The sequence below is a fragment of the Streptomyces sp. NBC_00076 genome (assembly GCF_045041235.1).
In the GTDB taxonomy this organism is placed as follows: Bacteria; Actinomycetota; Actinomycetes; order Streptomycetales; family Streptomycetaceae; genus Streptomyces.
Window position 1 is genome coordinate 4,666,233 of record NZ_CP108242.1, and the last position, 16,003, is coordinate 4,682,235.

Annotated in this window: 17 protein-coding genes and 1 pseudogene; 7 read left to right on the forward strand and 11 right to left on the reverse strand. The window is 71.6% G+C overall.

The features are described 5' to 3' along the window. Positions 1-2,442: a PQQ-binding-like beta-propeller repeat protein gene (locus tag OHA64_RS21025; protein ID WP_405615272.1), complete on the reverse strand. Its 2,442-nt coding sequence runs from the start codon at positions 2,440-2,442 to the stop codon at positions 1-3. A gap of 183 nt (positions 2,443-2,625) precedes the next feature. Beyond that, complete coding sequence (locus OHA64_RS21030; protein ID WP_405615274.1) at positions 2,626-3,372, reverse strand: VOC family protein; 747 nt, start codon at positions 3,370-3,372, stop codon at positions 2,626-2,628. Positions 3,373-3,506: 134 nt separating this feature from the next. Between OHA64_RS21030 and OHA64_RS21035 the strand changes: the two genes are divergently transcribed. Then, positions 3,507-4,142, forward strand: coding sequence for a TetR family transcriptional regulator (locus tag OHA64_RS21035; RefSeq protein ID WP_405624038.1), 636 nt, complete (start codon positions 3,507-3,509; stop codon positions 4,140-4,142). 111 nt (positions 4,143-4,253) lie between these two features. On the opposite strand, the gene OHA64_RS21040 is transcribed toward OHA64_RS21035, so the two are convergent. After that, positions 4,254-4,733 carry a nitroreductase family deazaflavin-dependent oxidoreductase gene (locus OHA64_RS21040; RefSeq protein ID WP_405615276.1) on the reverse strand — a complete coding sequence of 160 codons (480 nt, stop codon included), beginning with the start codon at positions 4,731-4,733 and terminating at the stop codon, positions 4,254-4,256. Continuing rightward, positions 4,730-5,923 (reverse strand): acyl-CoA dehydrogenase family protein, encoded by a 1,194-nt coding sequence (locus OHA64_RS21045; RefSeq protein WP_405615278.1) that lies wholly within the window; start codon positions 5,921-5,923, stop codon positions 4,730-4,732. Before OHA64_RS21045 ends, OHA64_RS21040 begins: the two co-directional genes overlap by 4 nt. Before the next feature lie 167 nt (positions 5,924-6,090). Between OHA64_RS21045 and OHA64_RS21050 the strand changes: the two genes are divergently transcribed. Further along, positions 6,091-7,275, forward strand: a complete 1,185-nt coding sequence (locus tag OHA64_RS21050) for a thiolase C-terminal domain-containing protein (RefSeq protein ID WP_405615280.1) — start codon at positions 6,091-6,093, stop codon at positions 7,273-7,275. 127 nt (positions 7,276-7,402) lie between these two features. Next, a complete protein-coding gene (locus tag OHA64_RS21055) occupies positions 7,403-7,828 on the forward strand; it encodes a pyridoxamine 5'-phosphate oxidase family protein (RefSeq protein ID WP_405615282.1) in 426 nt (141 codons plus the stop codon). A 47-nt stretch (positions 7,829-7,875) separates the two neighbouring features. On the opposite strand, the gene OHA64_RS21060 is transcribed toward OHA64_RS21055, so the two are convergent. Further along, positions 7,876-8,490: a TetR/AcrR family transcriptional regulator gene (locus tag OHA64_RS21060; RefSeq protein WP_405615284.1), complete on the reverse strand. Its 615-nt coding sequence runs from the start codon at positions 8,488-8,490 to the stop codon at positions 7,876-7,878. Positions 8,491-8,616: 126 nt separating this feature from the next. Between OHA64_RS21060 and OHA64_RS21065 the strand changes: the two genes are divergently transcribed. Next, positions 8,617-10,041 (forward strand): amidase, encoded by a 1,425-nt coding sequence (locus OHA64_RS21065; RefSeq protein WP_405615286.1) that lies wholly within the window; start codon positions 8,617-8,619, stop codon positions 10,039-10,041. A gap of 90 nt (positions 10,042-10,131) precedes the next feature. Beyond that, the gene (locus OHA64_RS21070) at positions 10,132-10,800 is read left to right on the forward strand and encodes a pyridoxal 5'-phosphate synthase (protein ID WP_405615288.1); all 669 of its coding nucleotides are present in this window, start codon (positions 10,132-10,134) and stop codon (positions 10,798-10,800) included. A gap of 22 nt (positions 10,801-10,822) precedes the next feature. Here OHA64_RS21070 and OHA64_RS21075 read toward each other — a convergent pair whose 3' ends face one another. The 6 genes and pseudogenes from OHA64_RS21075 to OHA64_RS21100 form a co-directional block, all read right to left on the reverse strand. Then, the gene (locus OHA64_RS21075; RefSeq protein ID WP_405615290.1) at positions 10,823-11,695 is read right to left on the reverse strand and encodes a GNAT family N-acetyltransferase; all 873 of its coding nucleotides are present in this window, start codon (positions 11,693-11,695) and stop codon (positions 10,823-10,825) included. Positions 11,696-11,768: 73 nt separating this feature from the next. Further along, entirely contained in the window at positions 11,769-12,455 is a 687-nt protein-coding gene (locus OHA64_RS21080) for a GNAT family N-acetyltransferase (protein WP_405615293.1), read from the reverse strand. Positions 12,456-12,478: 23 nt separating this feature from the next. Next, positions 12,479-13,021, reverse strand: a complete 543-nt coding sequence (locus OHA64_RS21085) for a Zn-ribbon domain-containing OB-fold protein (protein WP_405624039.1) — start codon at positions 13,019-13,021, stop codon at positions 12,479-12,481. 56 nt (positions 13,022-13,077) lie between these two features. After that, on the reverse strand, positions 13,078-13,527 hold the full coding sequence (locus OHA64_RS21090; protein ID WP_405615295.1) for a DoxX family membrane protein: 450 nt from the start codon (positions 13,525-13,527) through the stop codon (positions 13,078-13,080). Between the two features lie 253 nt (positions 13,528-13,780). After that, positions 13,781-14,263 (reverse strand): annotated as a pseudogene (locus tag OHA64_RS21095) (zinc ribbon domain-containing protein); the annotation flags it as partial. After that, complete coding sequence (locus tag OHA64_RS21100) at positions 14,169-14,747, reverse strand: ATP-binding protein (protein WP_405615297.1); 579 nt, start codon at positions 14,745-14,747, stop codon at positions 14,169-14,171. The gene OHA64_RS21100 and the pseudogene OHA64_RS21095, both read right to left, overlap by 95 nt. Before the next feature lie 155 nt (positions 14,748-14,902). Here OHA64_RS21100 and OHA64_RS21105 point away from each other — a divergent pair, with 155 nt between their 5' ends. Further along, a complete protein-coding gene (locus OHA64_RS21105; RefSeq protein WP_405615300.1) occupies positions 14,903-15,778 on the forward strand; it encodes a helix-turn-helix domain-containing protein in 876 nt (291 codons plus the stop codon). Then, positions 15,775-15,984 (forward strand): DUF397 domain-containing protein, encoded by a 210-nt coding sequence (locus tag OHA64_RS21110; RefSeq protein WP_405615302.1) that lies wholly within the window; start codon positions 15,775-15,777, stop codon positions 15,982-15,984. The genes OHA64_RS21105 and OHA64_RS21110 overlap by 4 nt, the downstream gene beginning before the upstream one ends. The last annotated feature ends 19 nt before the right edge of the window (positions 15,985-16,003 follow it).

A 16,003-nucleotide genomic window follows, 5' to 3' on the forward strand; every position in this document is an offset into this window, starting at 1 on the left:
TCAGGTGGTCCTGGCCGTTCCGGTGCCCTTCTCCGCGTCCAGCGCGTACACGCACCGGTCCTTGCTGCACGCGTACACGACCCCGTCCTTGACGACCGGGGAGCCGGTGATCTCGCCGCCGGTGGCGAGTTTCCAGCGCAGGCGGCCGTCGTCGGCCTTGAGCGTGTACAGCAGGTGGTCCGTGGAGCCGAAGTGGATACGGCCCTCCGCCACCACCGGGGCGCCGACGATGTCGCCGCCCGCCTGGAAGCGCCATTTCGGGGTGCCGGTGACGGCGTCCAGTGTGTAGAGCCCCTTGCCGCTGCCCACGTGCACATGGCCCGCGGCCACCAGGACCGAGTCGACGGACGAGCGGGCCTCGGTGGCGATACGCCAGCGGTCGCGGCCGTCGGTGGCGTCGAGGGCGTACACCGTGCCGAGGTAGTCGGTGAGGTAGATGCCGCCGCCGGTCACCGCCGGGCCCGGTACGAAGGTCGGCGGGCACAGGAAGACCGCCGGTGCCTCGAAATGCCAGCGGACATGGCCGCTGACCACGTCCAGTGCCATCACCCGGGTTCCCGCGGACACGTACACATAGCCGTCGTGGGCCGGCGCCAACCGCACCGGCACGCCGCCGCAGGAGGCCGTGTCGCCGATCGGGTACGACCAGCGCTCGTCGCCCGTGCGGGCGTCCAGGGCCCGCACCCGGGCGTCCTGCCAGACGTACACCGTGCCCTCGTGCAGCACGGGTCCCGCCTCCGGGGACTCGAAGTCGGTCTGGCAGCCGGAGATCTCCCACAGCTTCTGCCCGCCCGAGGCCTCCCACGCCTGGACGCCGCCGCCGCGGGTGCCGGTGATCACGGTCCCCCGCTCGGCCTTGAGGGAGTACACCCAGGCGTCCGTGGACAGCCGCCACAGGTCGCCGCCCTCACGGGCGTCCAGGGCGAACAGGGTGGGCCCGTCGGAGGCGTGGATACGGCCGTCCGCGACCGCCATCGACCAGGCCACGTCCCGCGTCTTGAAGCGCCGGCGGCCGGTGGCCACGTCCAGGGCGTGCACCTCGAAGGAGGTGACGTAGACCAGGTCACCGGCGACCGAGGGGGTCCCCCAGACGTCGTTCGACATGCGGAAACGCCAGGGCCGCCAGCCGCTCGCGCTCTCCGGCGCGGGCGCCGGGACGGCGGGTACGGCAGGGCCCACGGCAGGCTCTGTGCCGTTGACGCCGGGGCGGGGCCTGGACCAGGAGGCGACCAGGCCGGCCTCCGGCGGGGGCGCCTGCACGGCGGCGGCGCGGGCGTCGGCGACGCGCGGGCCGGGCCCGATCGGGACCTGGGCGCCGGCCAGCCGGACGGGGCCGGTGTCGGGGCCGCCGACAGACACGGGCGGCGCGGACAGCGGCGACGGCACCGGGCCGGGGCCGGGAGCCGGGACGACGGGATCGCGGGACGGCGGGGGCGGCAGGGGGGCGACCCGGCCGCCCTGTAGGGGGGCGACCCGGCCGCCCTGTAGGGGGGCGACCCGGCCGCCCCCGCTGCGAGCGCCGCCCTGCGCGGGCTGCATCGCCGTACGGCCGCCGCGCCGCGTCTCGATCAGGCCGACCGCCGGCTCGGGCAGCCACGCCGAGGCCGTACCGCTGTCGTCGGAGCCGGAGCCGAAGAGGTGCGGGGCCAGCTGGGCCTGGAGGTCGGCCGGGTTGGGCCGTGCCGTCGCCTCCATCTGCATACAGGACTCGATCAGCGGACGCAGCTCGTCCGGGAGGCCTTCGAGGTCCGGGCCCTCGCGGAGCAGCATGAAGACCGTCTCGACCGGGTTGGCGCCGTGGAAGGGCGGGTGTCCGGTGGCGGCGAAGACCAGCATGGAGCCGAGCGAGAACACATCGCTCGCGCCGGTCACGCTGCGGGAGTCCTTGGCCTGCTCCGGGGACATGTAGGCGGGCGTACCGACGGCGACGTTGGTCATCGTCAGACGTGTGTTCGAGACGCCGGAGGCGATGCCGAAGTCGATCACCCGGGGCCCGTCCTCCACGACGAGCACGTTGGAGGGCTTGAGGTCACGGTGGACCAGCCCGGCGCCATGGATCGACTGCAGCGCCTCCGCGACGCCCGCCGCCAGCCAGCGCACCGCCTGGGCCGGCATCGGCCCGCACTCGTTCACTATCTCCTCTAGCGAGGGCGCGGGAACGTACGCGGTGGCCAGCCAGGGCACGGCCGCACGAGGGTCGGCGTCGACCACGGCCGCCGTGTAGAAACCGGAGACCGCGCGGGCCGCCTCCACCTCCCGGGTGAAGCGGACGCGGAAGAGCTGGTCCTCGGCGAGCTCCGTCCGGACCGTCTTGATCGCCACGCGCCGGCCGGACGCCGAGCGCGCGAGATAGACCAGCCCCATGCCGCCGGCACCCAGCCGTCCCAGCACCTCGAACGGCCCGATCCGCCGCGGATCGTGCTGCGTCAGCTGATCCACCACTTGCCTGCCACCTCCCCGTACGAGCCGCGTCACCTATGTACGCGACCCCGTGCAGCGTCTCACCACCGCACCGCCATGGCGGCACGCACCCTGATTCTTCCTGGCCGGAGCGCTGCTGGCGAACCCGAGGACAAATGGGATGTCCCACATGAATAAGGGTTGCCTGCCGTCGCCCGTCACCGTCTAGCGCTCCAGTACCGCGAACGACGCTCCTTGATTGTCCGTGACGACGGCCACTTTTCCGTACGACGTCTCAAAGGGCGGCGCCTGCACCCGCCCGCCGAGCCGGTGCACCGCCTCGAGAGCCCCCTCGCAGTCCGCCACCGCGAAGTGGACAAGGAAGTGCGCCGGCATCTCGGGCGGGAAGACACCGGCGACCAGGGCGCGGCCGAAGTCCGGGTGGGCCTCCGGTCCGAAGAGGGCGTCGTGGAAGAGACCGCCGTAGAAGGTGTCGGCGGACTCGGTGTCCCGGGCGTACAGCTCGGCCCAGGCGAAGGTGCCCGGCTCGTGGCGCCTGCCGAAGCCGTGGTGGGTGCCCGGCTGCCAGAGGCCGAAGACGGCCCCCTCCTGGTCGGTGACCAGCGCGGCCGTGCCCAGCTCGCCGACCGGCACGGGCGCGGTGACGACCTGCCCGCCGGCCGCCCAGACCCGGTCCGCGAGGCCCTCGATGTCCGGGGTCGCGAAGTACACCGTCCACACGGTCGGCAGGCGGCCGTCCGCCTTGCGGGCGAGCGCGGCGACGGGTTCGCCCTCACTACGGGCCCATACGGCGCCCCCGTACGCCTGCGAGGTGGCCTCGAAGGTCCACCCGAAGAGCTCGCCGTAGAAGCGCTTGCCCGCCTCGACGTCCGGAAGCTGCGCGTCCACCCAGCAGGGGACGCCCTCGCCGTAGACGTCCTCTCCGTACCCCGATGCCCTATTTTCGGCCATGTCGCCAAAGTAACGGTGACCGTCGCACGCCGCAGACCAGGAACAGCAGCCTCCACGCCCCCGTGCACCCCATTTGCAGTCGGCCGAATCGCGCTCCCATCACCCCTCGGTAAGCTGACGTCATGACAGGACAAGTGCGTACCGTCGACGGCCGCGTGGCCGGCCGGCGTGGGCAGGCGACCCGACAGAAGCTGCTCGACTGCCTCAGCGAGATGCTCAGCTCCTCCCCGTACCGGGACGTCAAAGTCATCGATGTCGCCCGGAAGGCGGGCACTTCGCCCGCGACCTTCTACCAGTACTTCCCGGACGTCGAAGGCGCCGTCCTGGAGATCGCCGAGCAAATGGCCGCCGAGGGCGCCGAGTTGACCGAACTGGTCGCCGGCCGCTCCTGGGTCGGCAAGGCCGGCTGGCAGACCGCGCAGGAACTCGTCGACGGGTTCCTGGAGTTCTGGCGCCGCAACGACGCGATCCTCAGAGTCGTCGATCTCGGTGCCGCCGAGGGCGACAAACGGTTCTACAAACTCCGAATGAAGATCCTCAACTCGGTCAACAACTCCCTCTCGGACGCGGTCGCGGAACTACAGGCCAAGGGCAGAGTCGACAAGGACGTGAACCCGGCAGCCGTCGCCGGTTCGCTCGTCGCGATGCTCGCGGCCGTCGCCTCGCACCAGAAGGGCTTCCAGACCTGGGGTGTGAAGCAGGCCGAACTCAAGCCGAACCTGGCGCTGCTGGTGCACCTGGGCGTGACCGGGAAGAAGCCCACGAAGTAACCCCGCGCCGCCACCGACGACGTCAGCGACGACGTGTTTGGTGCGGCCCCAAGTCCTGTCACGCGGGCGGCAGCTCACCCAGGTGGGCTGCCGCCCGCCGCGCTGCGCGGGTCATCGCCCTACGGCTCTCTCGATCCTGAAGACCCGGATCTCCCGCTCCACCCGCTCCTGGTACGTGGCGTACGGCGGCCAGAAGGCCAGCAGCGCCCGCCACGCCGCCGTCCGTTCCGCGCCCTCCAGCAGCCGGGCCGTGACGGGGATGTCCCGCCCCTTCCAGTTGACCGTGGCGTCGGGATGGGCGAGCAGGTTGGCGGTCCAGGCGGGATGGCCTGTCCGTCCGAAGTTGGAGCCGACCAGGATCCAGCTCGCGCCGCCCCGCTCCGGCATGCAGGCCAGCGGGGTCCGCCGGGCCAGCCCGGTCCGCGCCCCGGTCGAGGTCAGGATCACGCCCGGCAGCAGCTGGGCGCTGAGCAGCACCCGGCCCCGGGTGAGCCGGTGCACGGCCCGGTCCAGGGCGGGGATCACATGCGGGGCGACCTTGGCGAATCCCGGCGTCGACGACACCTTCTGGATCACTCGTACGCCGATCACACCCTGACCTCCGGTTCCGTGAAGAGCTGCGCCGCCTCGGCGGCGTGCGCCCGCAGCCGGTGCGCCGGCCCGAACAGCAGCTCGTCGCCCGAGGCACGCTTGAAGTACAGGTGCGCCTCGTGCTCCCACGTGAAACCGATGCCGCCGTGCAGCTGGATCCCCTCGGCGGCGGCACCGCGCAGGGCCTCCAGGGCCTGCGCGAGGGCCAGCCCCCCGACCCGCTCCCCCTGGGCGGTGGCCCAGGCCGCGTAGTACGCCGCCGAGCGCGCCGCCTGCACCTGGACGTACACATCGGCGAGGCGGTGCTGCACCGCCTGGAAGGAGCCGACCGCCCGCCCGAACTGCTCGCGCTGCCGGACGTACTCCACGGTCCGTCCGAGCATCTGATCGGCGGCCCCGACGGCCTCGCAGGCGACCAGGGAGGCGGCCGTGTCACCGGTCCCGGCGAGCGCGGCAGGCACGGCGGCCGCGTCGACGCTCTCTTCGCCGAGCAACTCCGCCTCCACATCGCGCAGTTGCAGCCGCGCCTGCGGCCGGGTCGCGTCCAGAGCGGTCTGCCGTACGCGTACGAGTCCGTCGGCGTCCCCGGACACGAGGAAGAGCAGGGTCCGCGACCGGGCGAACCCGCCGGCGTGGGCGGCGACCAGCAGCAGCCCCGCGTGGTGCCCGTCGAGGACCTGGTCGACCTGCCCGTACAGCCGCCACCCCGCTCCGGCCTGCCGGGCCTGCATCCCTCCCGCGCGTCCGCCGCCGGCCCACCCGCCGCCGTTGTCGCCGGTCAGGGCGAGGGCGGTGGCGAGGCAGGTGCCGGGTACCGCGAGCGCGGCGGTGAGCGTGCCGGAGGCGATGCGTGGCAGCAGGGCGGTGCGCTGGGCCTCGGTGCCCAGGGCCAGCAGCAGGGGTGCGGCGAGCCCGGCGGTGGCGAGCAGCGGGGAGGGGGCGAGGAAGCGGCCGGTCTCCTCACAGGCGAGGGCGAGGTCGGTCACCGAGCCGCCGACACCCCCGTAGGCGTCGGGGAGCGCGAGGCCGGGCAGGCCGAGCTGTTCGGCGAGGGCGGTCCACAGGGCGGGATCGTGTCCGGCCGGGGTGTCGACGGCGGCCCGTACCTCCGCCGGACCGCAGCGATCCCGCAGCAGAGCGCGCAGGGTGCGGCGGATCTCGTCCTGCTCGGCGGTGAAGTCGGTGTCCATGGGGCCTCTTCTCCGCGGGGTCCGGATATCGCCCGGACTGGCGGGCGGCGAACGACGATGCCGCCCAGCCAGGATCTGACGGTGCGTCATATTAGGGCTGTGGGGGCGGGATGCCCAGCCCCACGGCACCTGCCGCCGGGCACCAGATCTGATGTACCGTCAGATTCATGCCGCGCAGATTCATGACGCGCTCCCGGAAGGTCGCGATCGTCGGCGTCTCCCTCTCCGACTGCGGCCGCGTGGACGACGCGACCCCGTACGCCCTGCACGCCCAGGCCGCCCGCCGCGCGCTCGCCGACGCGGGACTGGACCGCTCGGTGGTCGACGGCTTCGCCTCGGCGGGCACCGGCATCCTGGCGCCCGTCGAGGTCGCCGAGTACCTGGGCCTGCGTCCCACCTGGGTCGACTCCACCTCCGTCGGCGGCTCGACCTGGGAGGTGATGGCGGGCCACGCGGCGGACGCGATCGCCGCAGGACACGCGAACGCGGTCCTGCTGGCCTACGGCTCGACCGCCCGCGCGGACATCAGGGCGGGCCGGCGGACCGGCAACCTCTCCTTCGGCGCGCGCGGCCCGCTCCAGTTCGAGGTGCCCTACGGCCATACTCTGATCGCCAAGTACGCCATGGCGGCCCGTCGCCACATGCTCGAACACGGCACCACGGTCGAACAGCTGGCGGAGGTCGCGGTACAGGCGCGGGCCAACGCCGCCCTGAACCCGGAGGCGATGTTCCGCGCACCGATCACCGTGGACGACGTCCTGTCCGGCCCGATGATCGCGGACCCCTTCACCAAGCTGCACTGCTGTCTGCGCTCCGACGGCGGTGCCGCGGTGCTGCTGGCGGCCGAGGAGTACGTGGCCGACTGCCGCACCGCACCGGTGTGGGTCCTCGGCACCGGAGAGCACATCTCGCACTCCGCGATGTCGGAGTGGCCCGACTTCACCGTGTCCCCGGCGGCGGTGAGCGGACGGCTCGCCTTCGAGAGGGCCGGGGTGCGGCCGACGGAGATCGACTTCGCGGAGATCTACGACGCGTTCACCTACATGACCCTGGTGACGCTGGAGGATCTCGGCTTCTGCCCCAAGGGCGAGGGCGGGGCCTTCGTGGAGAAGGGCCGGCTGCGGGTCGAGGGCGGGGAGCTGCCGGTGAACACGGACGGGGGCGGACTGTCGGCCCAACACCCGGGAATGCGAGGGCTGTTTCTGCTGGTGGAGGCGGTGCGGCAGCTGCGGGGGGAGGCGGGTGACCGTCAAGTGCGGGGTACGGGTGGGCAGTTGCCGCGGTTGGGGGTGGCCTCGGGGACGGGTGGCTGGTTCTGTTCGTCGGGGACGGTCGTGCTGGGAAGAAGCTGAGCGGCGGGGAACACGGGAGACGGGGCCGGTGTTGTGGTGCGGCAATCGGCGCCGCGGTCGACGCAGACTGTCGGTGCGACGCCGACCATGCCGGTCCACGTCCGAGCCGCCCGGAGGAAACCCACTCATGGCCCTGACCCACGAAGAGCGTGCACAGTTCCTGGCCGAGCCTCACATCGCCGCACTCGCGGTCGACGCGGGACCGGGACGCGCTCCGCTGACCGTGCCGATCTGGTACCAGTACGAGCCCGACGGCACCGTGTGGATCATGACGGGACTGGAGTCCCGCAAGAACGAACTGATCAGCGCGGCGGGCCGGTTCACCCTGATGATCGACCGGCTCGAGCCCACCATCCGGTACGTGTCCGTCGAGGGGCCGGTCCTCGACACGACCCCCGCCACCATCGAGCAGCTCCGGGAGATGTCCGCACGCTACCTCCCGGCCGACAAGGTGGACGGGTACGTGAACACCGCATGGAAGGAGCACGGCGAGCAGGTCGTGATCCGGATGCGGCCCGAGCGCTGGCTGTCGTCGGACCTGGGGACGGTCTGACGGACGCGCCCCTCGCCGGCCCCTGATCGCGGTGGCCTGAAGAAGAGCTACAGATCAGGCCGCATCTGTTGCTCCCAGAGGCCGGCCAGGTGCGCGTGGAGGACGTCGTGTGCCTCCTGCGGGGTGAGGTGGCCGATGAGGACGTGCATGGTGAGGCCGTCCGCGAGGGCGAGGAGGGTGCGGGCCTCGCGTTGCGGATCCAGGGGCACGGCGCGGCCGGCGCCCTCGCCGGCTTCCGAGATGAGGCGGGTGAACGCCTCCTGCAGGCTTGCGTAGTTCGCCTTCAGCGTCCTTGCGAGCGCCTTGCTGACAGCCGCCTGCGCGACGAAGGCGAGCCAGACCCTGGCCTCGGCGCGGTGCTCTTCCCCAAGCAGTGAGACCTCGCCGGCCGCGTGGCCCAGGGCGGTGCCGGCCGACTGGGCCGGGCTTCTGACGAGGCGGGCCTGTACGCGCTCGTGGATCCGCTCGCCGATGTGTCCGAGAGCGAACACGAGCATCTCTTCCTTGGTGCGGAAGCACCGCTGAACGGCGCCCATCGACACCTGCGCGCGGGCGGCGACGTCGCGGAGGGTCACGCCCTCCAGCCCGCGTTCGTCGGCGAGGTGACACACGGCCTCGGCGATGAGGCGGCGTCGGCCCACGTGATCCACCTGCCTGGGCATGCGCGGTCACCTCCCTGCTTCACAGCTCTCCAGTTCCCAGCGCACTTTATGCGATGCGCTCGCATCGGTTCCACGGGTACTGTTCCGATGCAAGCGCATTGGTACGTGGACGAGGAGGGAAGAGCCATGCGGGATGGCCTGTGGAGGATGCCGGCGGCCGCGCAGGCGGAGGCGGTGCGCAGCGCGGAGGTCTCAGCGGTCGAACTGATCGACAGTCACCTGGATCGCATCGCCGAGGTCAACCCGCGGGTGAACGCGGTCACGCAGCTCCTGGCGGAGCGCGCACGCGAGGCCGCGGCACAGACGGACCGTCGGCGGGCCGCCGGTGAAACGCTGGGACCGCTCGCGGGCGTGCCCTTCACGGTGAAGGAGAGCACCGCCATCGAAGGAGTGCCGACCACGTTCGGCACGGAGCGCTTCCGCGATCTGGTGGCCTCGGCCGACGCACCCCCGGTGGCACGACTGCGCGAGGCCGGGGCCATCCCCATCGGGCACAGCAACATCCCCACCTTGATCCTGGCGGGGATGCACACGCGCAGCGAGCTGTTCGGCGACACGGTCAACCCGTGGGACAGCAGCCGGACCCCGGGCGGCAGCAGCGGGGGCGATGCCGTGGCCGTCGCCACGGGCATGGCATCGCTCGGGCTCGGCAACGACTCCGGCGGGTCCGTGCGCATCCCGGCCCAGTTCTGCGGTGTGGCCGGGCTGAAGCCGTCCACAGGCCGGTTCCCCGCCGACCACCGCGTTCTCGGCCCGGATGACCCGGGCCCGGCGTCCCAGATGCTGGTCACCGACGGCCCGCTGGCCCGGAGCGTGGGCGACCTTCGCCTTGCTTACGAGGTGCTGGCCGGGACCGATCCGCGAGACCCGCGGGCCGTGCCGGTGCCCGCCTACGGCGAACCGCTCCCCGGAGGCGTGACGGTCGCTGTCGTGGCGGACCCCGGCGGACACGGCGTCCACCCCACGGTTCGCGGAGCCGTCGCGACCGCGGCCGACGCGCTCCGCGACGCCGGATACGACGTGCGCGAGGTACAGGACGTACCGCGGATGGACGAGGCCCTCGAGGCCTACGGCCGGATCACCGTGACCGAATTCGCCCCGACCTGGCCGGTGGTGCGCGGGCTGCTCGGCAAGGGCGGGGACCGCTATATCGAGATGGCGATGGAGAAGACCCCTCCCGCGAGCGCGGAGGAGTTCATGAAGTTGATGGGCACCTGGATGAACATCCGCCGCTCATGGGCCGAATTCCTCGACGCATACCCGCTGTTGCTCGGCCCGGTCTTCACCGAGCCACCGGTCGAGCCGGGGCTGGAGTCGCGTGACAAGGCAGGCAGGGACCGGGTCGGGTCGGCCATGCGTCTGTGCACCGTGACCAGCTTCGTGGGCGTACCCGGTGTGGCCATACCCACCGGGATGGTCGACGGGCTTCCCTCCGGAGTGCAGATCGTCGGCCGCGCGTTCCGGGAGGACCTGTGCCTGGACGCGGCCCAGGCGATCGAGGACCGACTCGGAGTTCTCACACCGGTCGACCCGCGGGGGAGGCCGGACTGATTGAGCCATGGCGTACGCCTCCAGCGTGTACGGCGAGTGTCGGTCTGATGCGCCGCGCGGGGCTCGCGGGGCTCGCGTGACACTTGGGGCATGAGAACGGATCTGCACGAGCTGCTGAGGTCACTGCGGGTGTGGGACCCGGAGGTCACCGCGCTGCCCTCCTTCGACCCGGGCGCCGCCCCCGACGACCCCCTCGCCCTCTTCACCGACTGGTTCGCGGCGGCGGTCGCGGCGGGGCAGACCGAGCCGCACACCATGTCCCTCGCGACGGCCGACGAGGACGGCCTGCCGGACGTACGGATCGTCATGCTGCACGGCGCCGACGCGGACGGCTGGTCCTTCGCGACCCATGCGACCAGCAGCAAGGGCGGCCAGCTGGCGGCCCGCCCGTACGCCGCCCTCGCCTTCTACTGGCCGGTCCTGGGCCGCCAGGTGCGGGTCCGCGGGCCCGTCACCGCCGCCCCGTCCGAGGAGGGCCAGGCAGACCTGCACGCCCGTTCCACGGGCGCGCTGGCGGCCGCCCTCACCGGGCGGCAGAGCGAACCCCTCACCTCCCTCGACGAGTTGGCACGCACTTCGCAGGACGCGTGGGAGCGGGCGCAGCGCGAGCCGGAGGCCCCGGTGTCCTCGTGGACGCTGTACCGCCTCCGGCCGCGCGAGGTGGAGTTCTTCCAGGGGGACGAGCGGCGGCAGCACGTACGGCTGATGTACCGGCGGGAGGAGGCGGGAGGCTGGGCCAAGGGTCTGCTGTGGCCCTGACCGCCGGCCGGCGCTCCGGCGGCTACTCGGCCGAGTCACCCGCCGCGAAGTCGTACACCGCGAAGTCGCCGACCGGCCGGTACCCGATCCGCTGGTACAGCGCGTTGCTGGTCGGGTTCGCCAGGTCGGTGAAGAGCAGCACCTCGTCCGCGCCCGCGTCCCGCGCGGCCCGGCTGACCTCGGCGGTGACGGCGCCGGCGTAGCCCCTGCCGCGCAGCTCGGCCGGGGTGTAGACGGGGGCGACCCGGACCTGGCCGGCGACCTGCGGAGTCACTCCGGCCATGGCGACGGGGGTGCCGTCCGAGGTCTCCCAGAAGGTGGCGCCTCCGTAGGCGATACGGGCGTCGGCCCAGGCGTTCCCGTCGATGCCGGGCTCGCCGATGGCCTGGGTGAACTCGTCGTACCACTTGGCGAGTTGAGCCCGGTCCGACGCGGTGGCGATGCGCGCCCGGCCGGCCGGAACGGGCTCCGGCACGGTCAACGTGCCCAGGCGGTACAGCCGTTGCCGCTGACGGAGGGTGACCGTGGCGCCCGTACGAGCCTGCCAGGCCGTGGCAACGGCGGCGGCGGACTCACCGTCTCCCCCGACGCCGGGGACCGGGCGACCGAGTCCGGCCAGGTGGACGGCCAGGGAGTCGGCCTCCTCGGTCGTCAGTGCGGTGACCTGGAGCTGGTACGGAGGTGTCTGGAAGTAGGCCGCCCGCACGGCGCCGTCCCGCTCCAGCGTGCCGTAGACGGGAGGTTCGTCGCCGTACGCCCCTGGCCCGCGTCTGCGTACCGCCTCGGTCACCGATAGCACGACGGTGTGCTGGGCGGGCCGGGAACGCAGGAAGTCTCCGGCACGGTCGAGGAAACGGTCGAGGTCTTCGGTGCGGTACCAGTGGTCGGGGCGCATGCCCCATGGTCACGCGTGAGGGCCGGTAACGCCCGTGATTTTCCGACGGGTTGCCTTTCCCCCGGACCCACGACTACGACACGTCCCACTCCGGGTCCATCGCCAGGCGTGCGTGCAGGTGCATGTCCCGGAACGCGTCGTGGCGGCCCGCCTCGAACATCGCGCCTCGCAGGGTCCCCTCGTACCGGAATCCGCACCGCTCGGCGATCCGGCAGGAGGCGTCGTGGCCGAGGGCGTGGTCGAGTTCGAGGCGGTGCAGGCCCAGCTCGGTGTGGGCCCAGTGCGAGGCGAGGGCCAGGGCGCGGGTGGCCACGCCACGGCCACGCGCCTCGGGGAGAACCCAGTAGCCGACGCGGGCCTGGCGCAGGTCGGGGTGGATGGCGTTGACGCCGATGTGCCCGAGGGTCGTACCGGTGTCGGCGTCCGTCACGCGGTACGACGCGGAGGTGCCGTCAGCGACCTGCGCGGCCTTGGAGCGCAGCGACTCGCGTGCGGTGTCGGCATCGGTGATCGACATGATCGGCGTGTTCCAGCGCCGGAACTCCGGATCGGCGCAGCCTCGCAGCCAGGCGTCGACATCGGCCTCGGAATCCGGATCCCAGGGGCGCAGGCGCAGTCCGTGGCCGAGCAACTCGGGGAAGGGGAAGGGGATACGGAGGGGGACGGAGACAGAGGCGGGGGCGGGGACGAAGGCGGCGGCGGGGGTGGGGGCGGGGCACGGACGTGGGTGGGTGCTGTGCTGGTCGTCGAGGTGGGCCATCAGGACATTGAAGCGGGTCCGTCTCACCGACGCGGCCGGAAGACCGGCACCACCGGGGTCCCTGCTTGTACGGCAACCCCGTCCTGGGCGCCCTTCCCCTCCTGGACGCTCTCCCCCTCCTGGACGTGAGCCCCGTCCTGGACGTGAGCCCCGTCCAGGACACCCGCCCCGCCATGGACCCCGCCCCCGTCCCTGAAGGCGACCTCCAGTGCCATCCCGGCTCGCAGTTCCTCGTGCGGGCAGTCCACGATCTCCGTCATCATCCGCGGGCCCTCGGCGAGGTCGACGACGGCGGCGACGTACGGGGTGCGCCCGCCGAACGGTGGCAGGTCGTTGCGGTGGACGACGGACCAGGTGTAGAGCGCGGCCCGGCCGCTCGCGGGCTCCCAGACGACGTCCTCGCTCCAGCAGTGCGGGCAGAACTCGCGCGGGTAGTGGTGGGCCCGCCCGCACGCCCCGCAACGCCGCAGCAACAGCCGGCCCCGCGCGGCGGCGTCCCAGTAGACACGGGTGAAGGCGTCCGGCTCGGGCAGGTCGTGGCGGGTACCGGCGGCGCTCTTGGGCAGGTCGCGGTCCGGGGCGGAGGCGCTCTTGAACGGGCCCTTGCGCGGGGCGGCGGCGCTCACTGGAACAGCCCCAGCGCTCCGTCGACCGACCAGTCCTGCCACGACATCCCGAACAGGGCGACCAGCGAGATGAGGGCCATCATCGAGTTCTGCCCCTGCTCGGCCCAGTCGTGGATCATGAGGGTGAAGTAGAGGACGTTGAGCAGCAGCCCGCCGATCAGGGCCAGCGGAGTCAGGAATCCGAGGATCAGGCCGAGGCCCAGGGCGAGTTCGGCGTAGGCGACGACGTACGCCATCGTCCTCGGACGCGGGGTGACCACCACGTCGAAGCCACTGCGCACCGCCGTCCACCGGTGCTTGGCGGCGATGTCGGCCGCCCAGGTGATCCCGCCGCCCTCGAACCAGGTGCTCTTGTCCTTGTGCCGCCAGCTCTCCAGCCACCACAGCCCGAGCCCTACGCGCAGGACGGCCAGCCACTGCGCCCCGGTGAGCCAGATCGTGTCCATGAATCTGACGGTACGTCAGATACTCGGTTCCGGGAACCCCGTGGGTCTCCGATGAGAGACCGCCGTGCGCCCACCTGAAGCTGTGCGCCCGCCATGAAGCTGTGGGCTCCCCATGTAGCTGTGGGTCCTCCATGAATGCCGCAGGACGGTTGGCAATTTTGTTCGCACTACGGCTAGCTTCGAGACGCCAACCGAAACAGTGAGGGAGTCGAACCTTGAATCCTCGCCTCCCTGAAGGGAGGTGATTCCTGGCTCAGGCCGCCTCCTGGAGCAGCGCTCCAAGAGGTCTTCCGCCATCGGCACCAGCCGGGTTGAGACCAGCCCGGACGAGCATGACGCGTGCGGAGTTCTTGCCCCGTGGGGACACAGTCCCGCACGCGGCGCAGGTGTAGGTGCGCTCACCCAGCGGCAGGCGATGCTTGGCTCTCGCATCGCAGTGCCCGCAGTCCATCGTGGTGTGCGCGGCGTGGACCAGGCGGATGTCCCGCCCATGCTTGCGGCCCATCTCCAGCAGAGCGGCCTTGGTGGCGCCGATGGCGGCGTCAGCGGCCTTGCGGGCCATGGTGGACTTGGCAAGGAACTTGGGACGGAAATCCTCCACCGCGACAGCATCGTGGTCGCGGACCGCCTTCTTGGCCCACTTACGGCCGGTGTCCGCACGCTGCCTGGCAACCTTCTTGTACGCCTTCGCTCGCAGCCTCTTCGCCTCGCGGTAGCCCCTCGACGCCGGCGCCCCTCGCACCGAAGCACGAGGATCCGCGTTCCGGCTTCGGCTCCGGTTCCGGTTCCGGTTCTGGTACGAGGTTCAGTTCCGCCCAGACCGTCTTGCGCGGGTGCGGCGCCTGGGCGACGCCCCAGCGGTCGGCGAGCGCCTCGACCAGGACGAGACCCCGGCCCGATTCTGCGTCGGGGGCGGGGCCTTGGCGGCAGGGCAGGAGGTCCCCGCGGGTGTCGGTCACCTCGATGCGCAGGGTGCCCGCGACGACGTAGAGGGTGCCCCGGAAGTCCCGACCGGGGACCCGGCTGTGCGTGGCCGCGTTGGCCGCGAGCTCAGCGACGATCTGACGCGCAGGATCCAACGGAAGTCGCCAGGTGCGGAGTTGCTCGGTGGCGAGCAGCCTGGCCAGCCTCGCTCCGCGGGGCGTGGGAGACAGCTGCACGCTGAAGTTGCGGATGTGGTGGTCGGATCGAGCCTCGGGGGCGCCGGTTTCTTGGATCACGTCACTCAGAGTGGCCGTGCACGCCTACCGTGAACAGTGACGACTCCGTTGCGTACGGTCACTGTCCGGGTGTTGTCCGGTCGTGTCCGGGCTGTCGGGACCGGCCGTACGGGTAGGGGGCGTCGCGGCACGGTCGTACGACGGAGGGGTGCGAGATGTCCGTAGAGGCTGGAGTGGAGCGGCTCAAGACCGAGGCCGATGAGCCGGGTTGGGAGGTGGATCCGGATGACGACTGGGGTGTGGCGGTCATCGCGACCGTGGGACGGCAGCTGAAGCTGCGGCGTGAGGCAGCGGGGATCCGGGCCGCCGACTTCGGGGAGATCGTCGGGTACGGCGAGGACATGGTCTACAAAATCGAGGGCGGGAGGAGGATTCCCCGACGGGAGTACCTGGACAGGTCTGATGAGGTCCTGAGCGCAGGCGGGCTGATCTCCGCGACATGGGAGGACGTGAAGAAGGTCCGGTACCCGAAGAAGGTGCGGGAATTGGGCAAGTTGGAGGCCATGGCAGTCGAGATCGGAGTGTACGAGTGCAACATCATCGCCGGGCTGTTGCAGACGCCGGAGCATGCGCGGGCCGTGATCGGTGCGGCACAGCCGCCGTACTCGCCGGACGACGTGGAACGCATGGTGGCGGCTCGTCTGGCCCGGCAATCGGTCTTCGGACGGGACCCTGCCCCGTCGATCCACTTCGTACTGGAAGAGGCACCGCTGCGGCGCGAAGTCGGGGGCACAATGGTGTGGCGGCAACAGCTCGAACGCCTGCTGGAGGTGGGGCGGTTGCGTAACGTCACGCTTCAGGTCATGCCGACGAACACCGAAGCCCATCCGGGTCTGGACGGCCGGATCGAGTTGTTGAAGTTTCCGGACGGGACAGCGGTGGGGCGCGCTGATGGTGTCTTCAACGGTCGCCCGACCACTGACCCGAAACAGCTCCGTATCGTCGAACTGCAATATGGGACCATCCGGGCGCAGGCTCTCCCGCCACGAGAGTCGATGGCCTTCATTGAGCAACTGCTGGGAGAGACATGATCCACAAGGCCCACACCGGGGACGCCTCCGAACTGACGTGGTTCAAGAGCACCTACAGCGGCGGCACCAACGGAGAGTCCTGCGTCGAACTCGCCACCACCCCGAACACCGTCCACGTCCGCGACTCGAAGCACACCGAAGGCCCCCGCCTGGCCTTCTCCCCCACCACCTGGTCGGCCTTCCTCCCCTACGCGTCCGAAGACTGACCGCGCACGCGCTGTCACC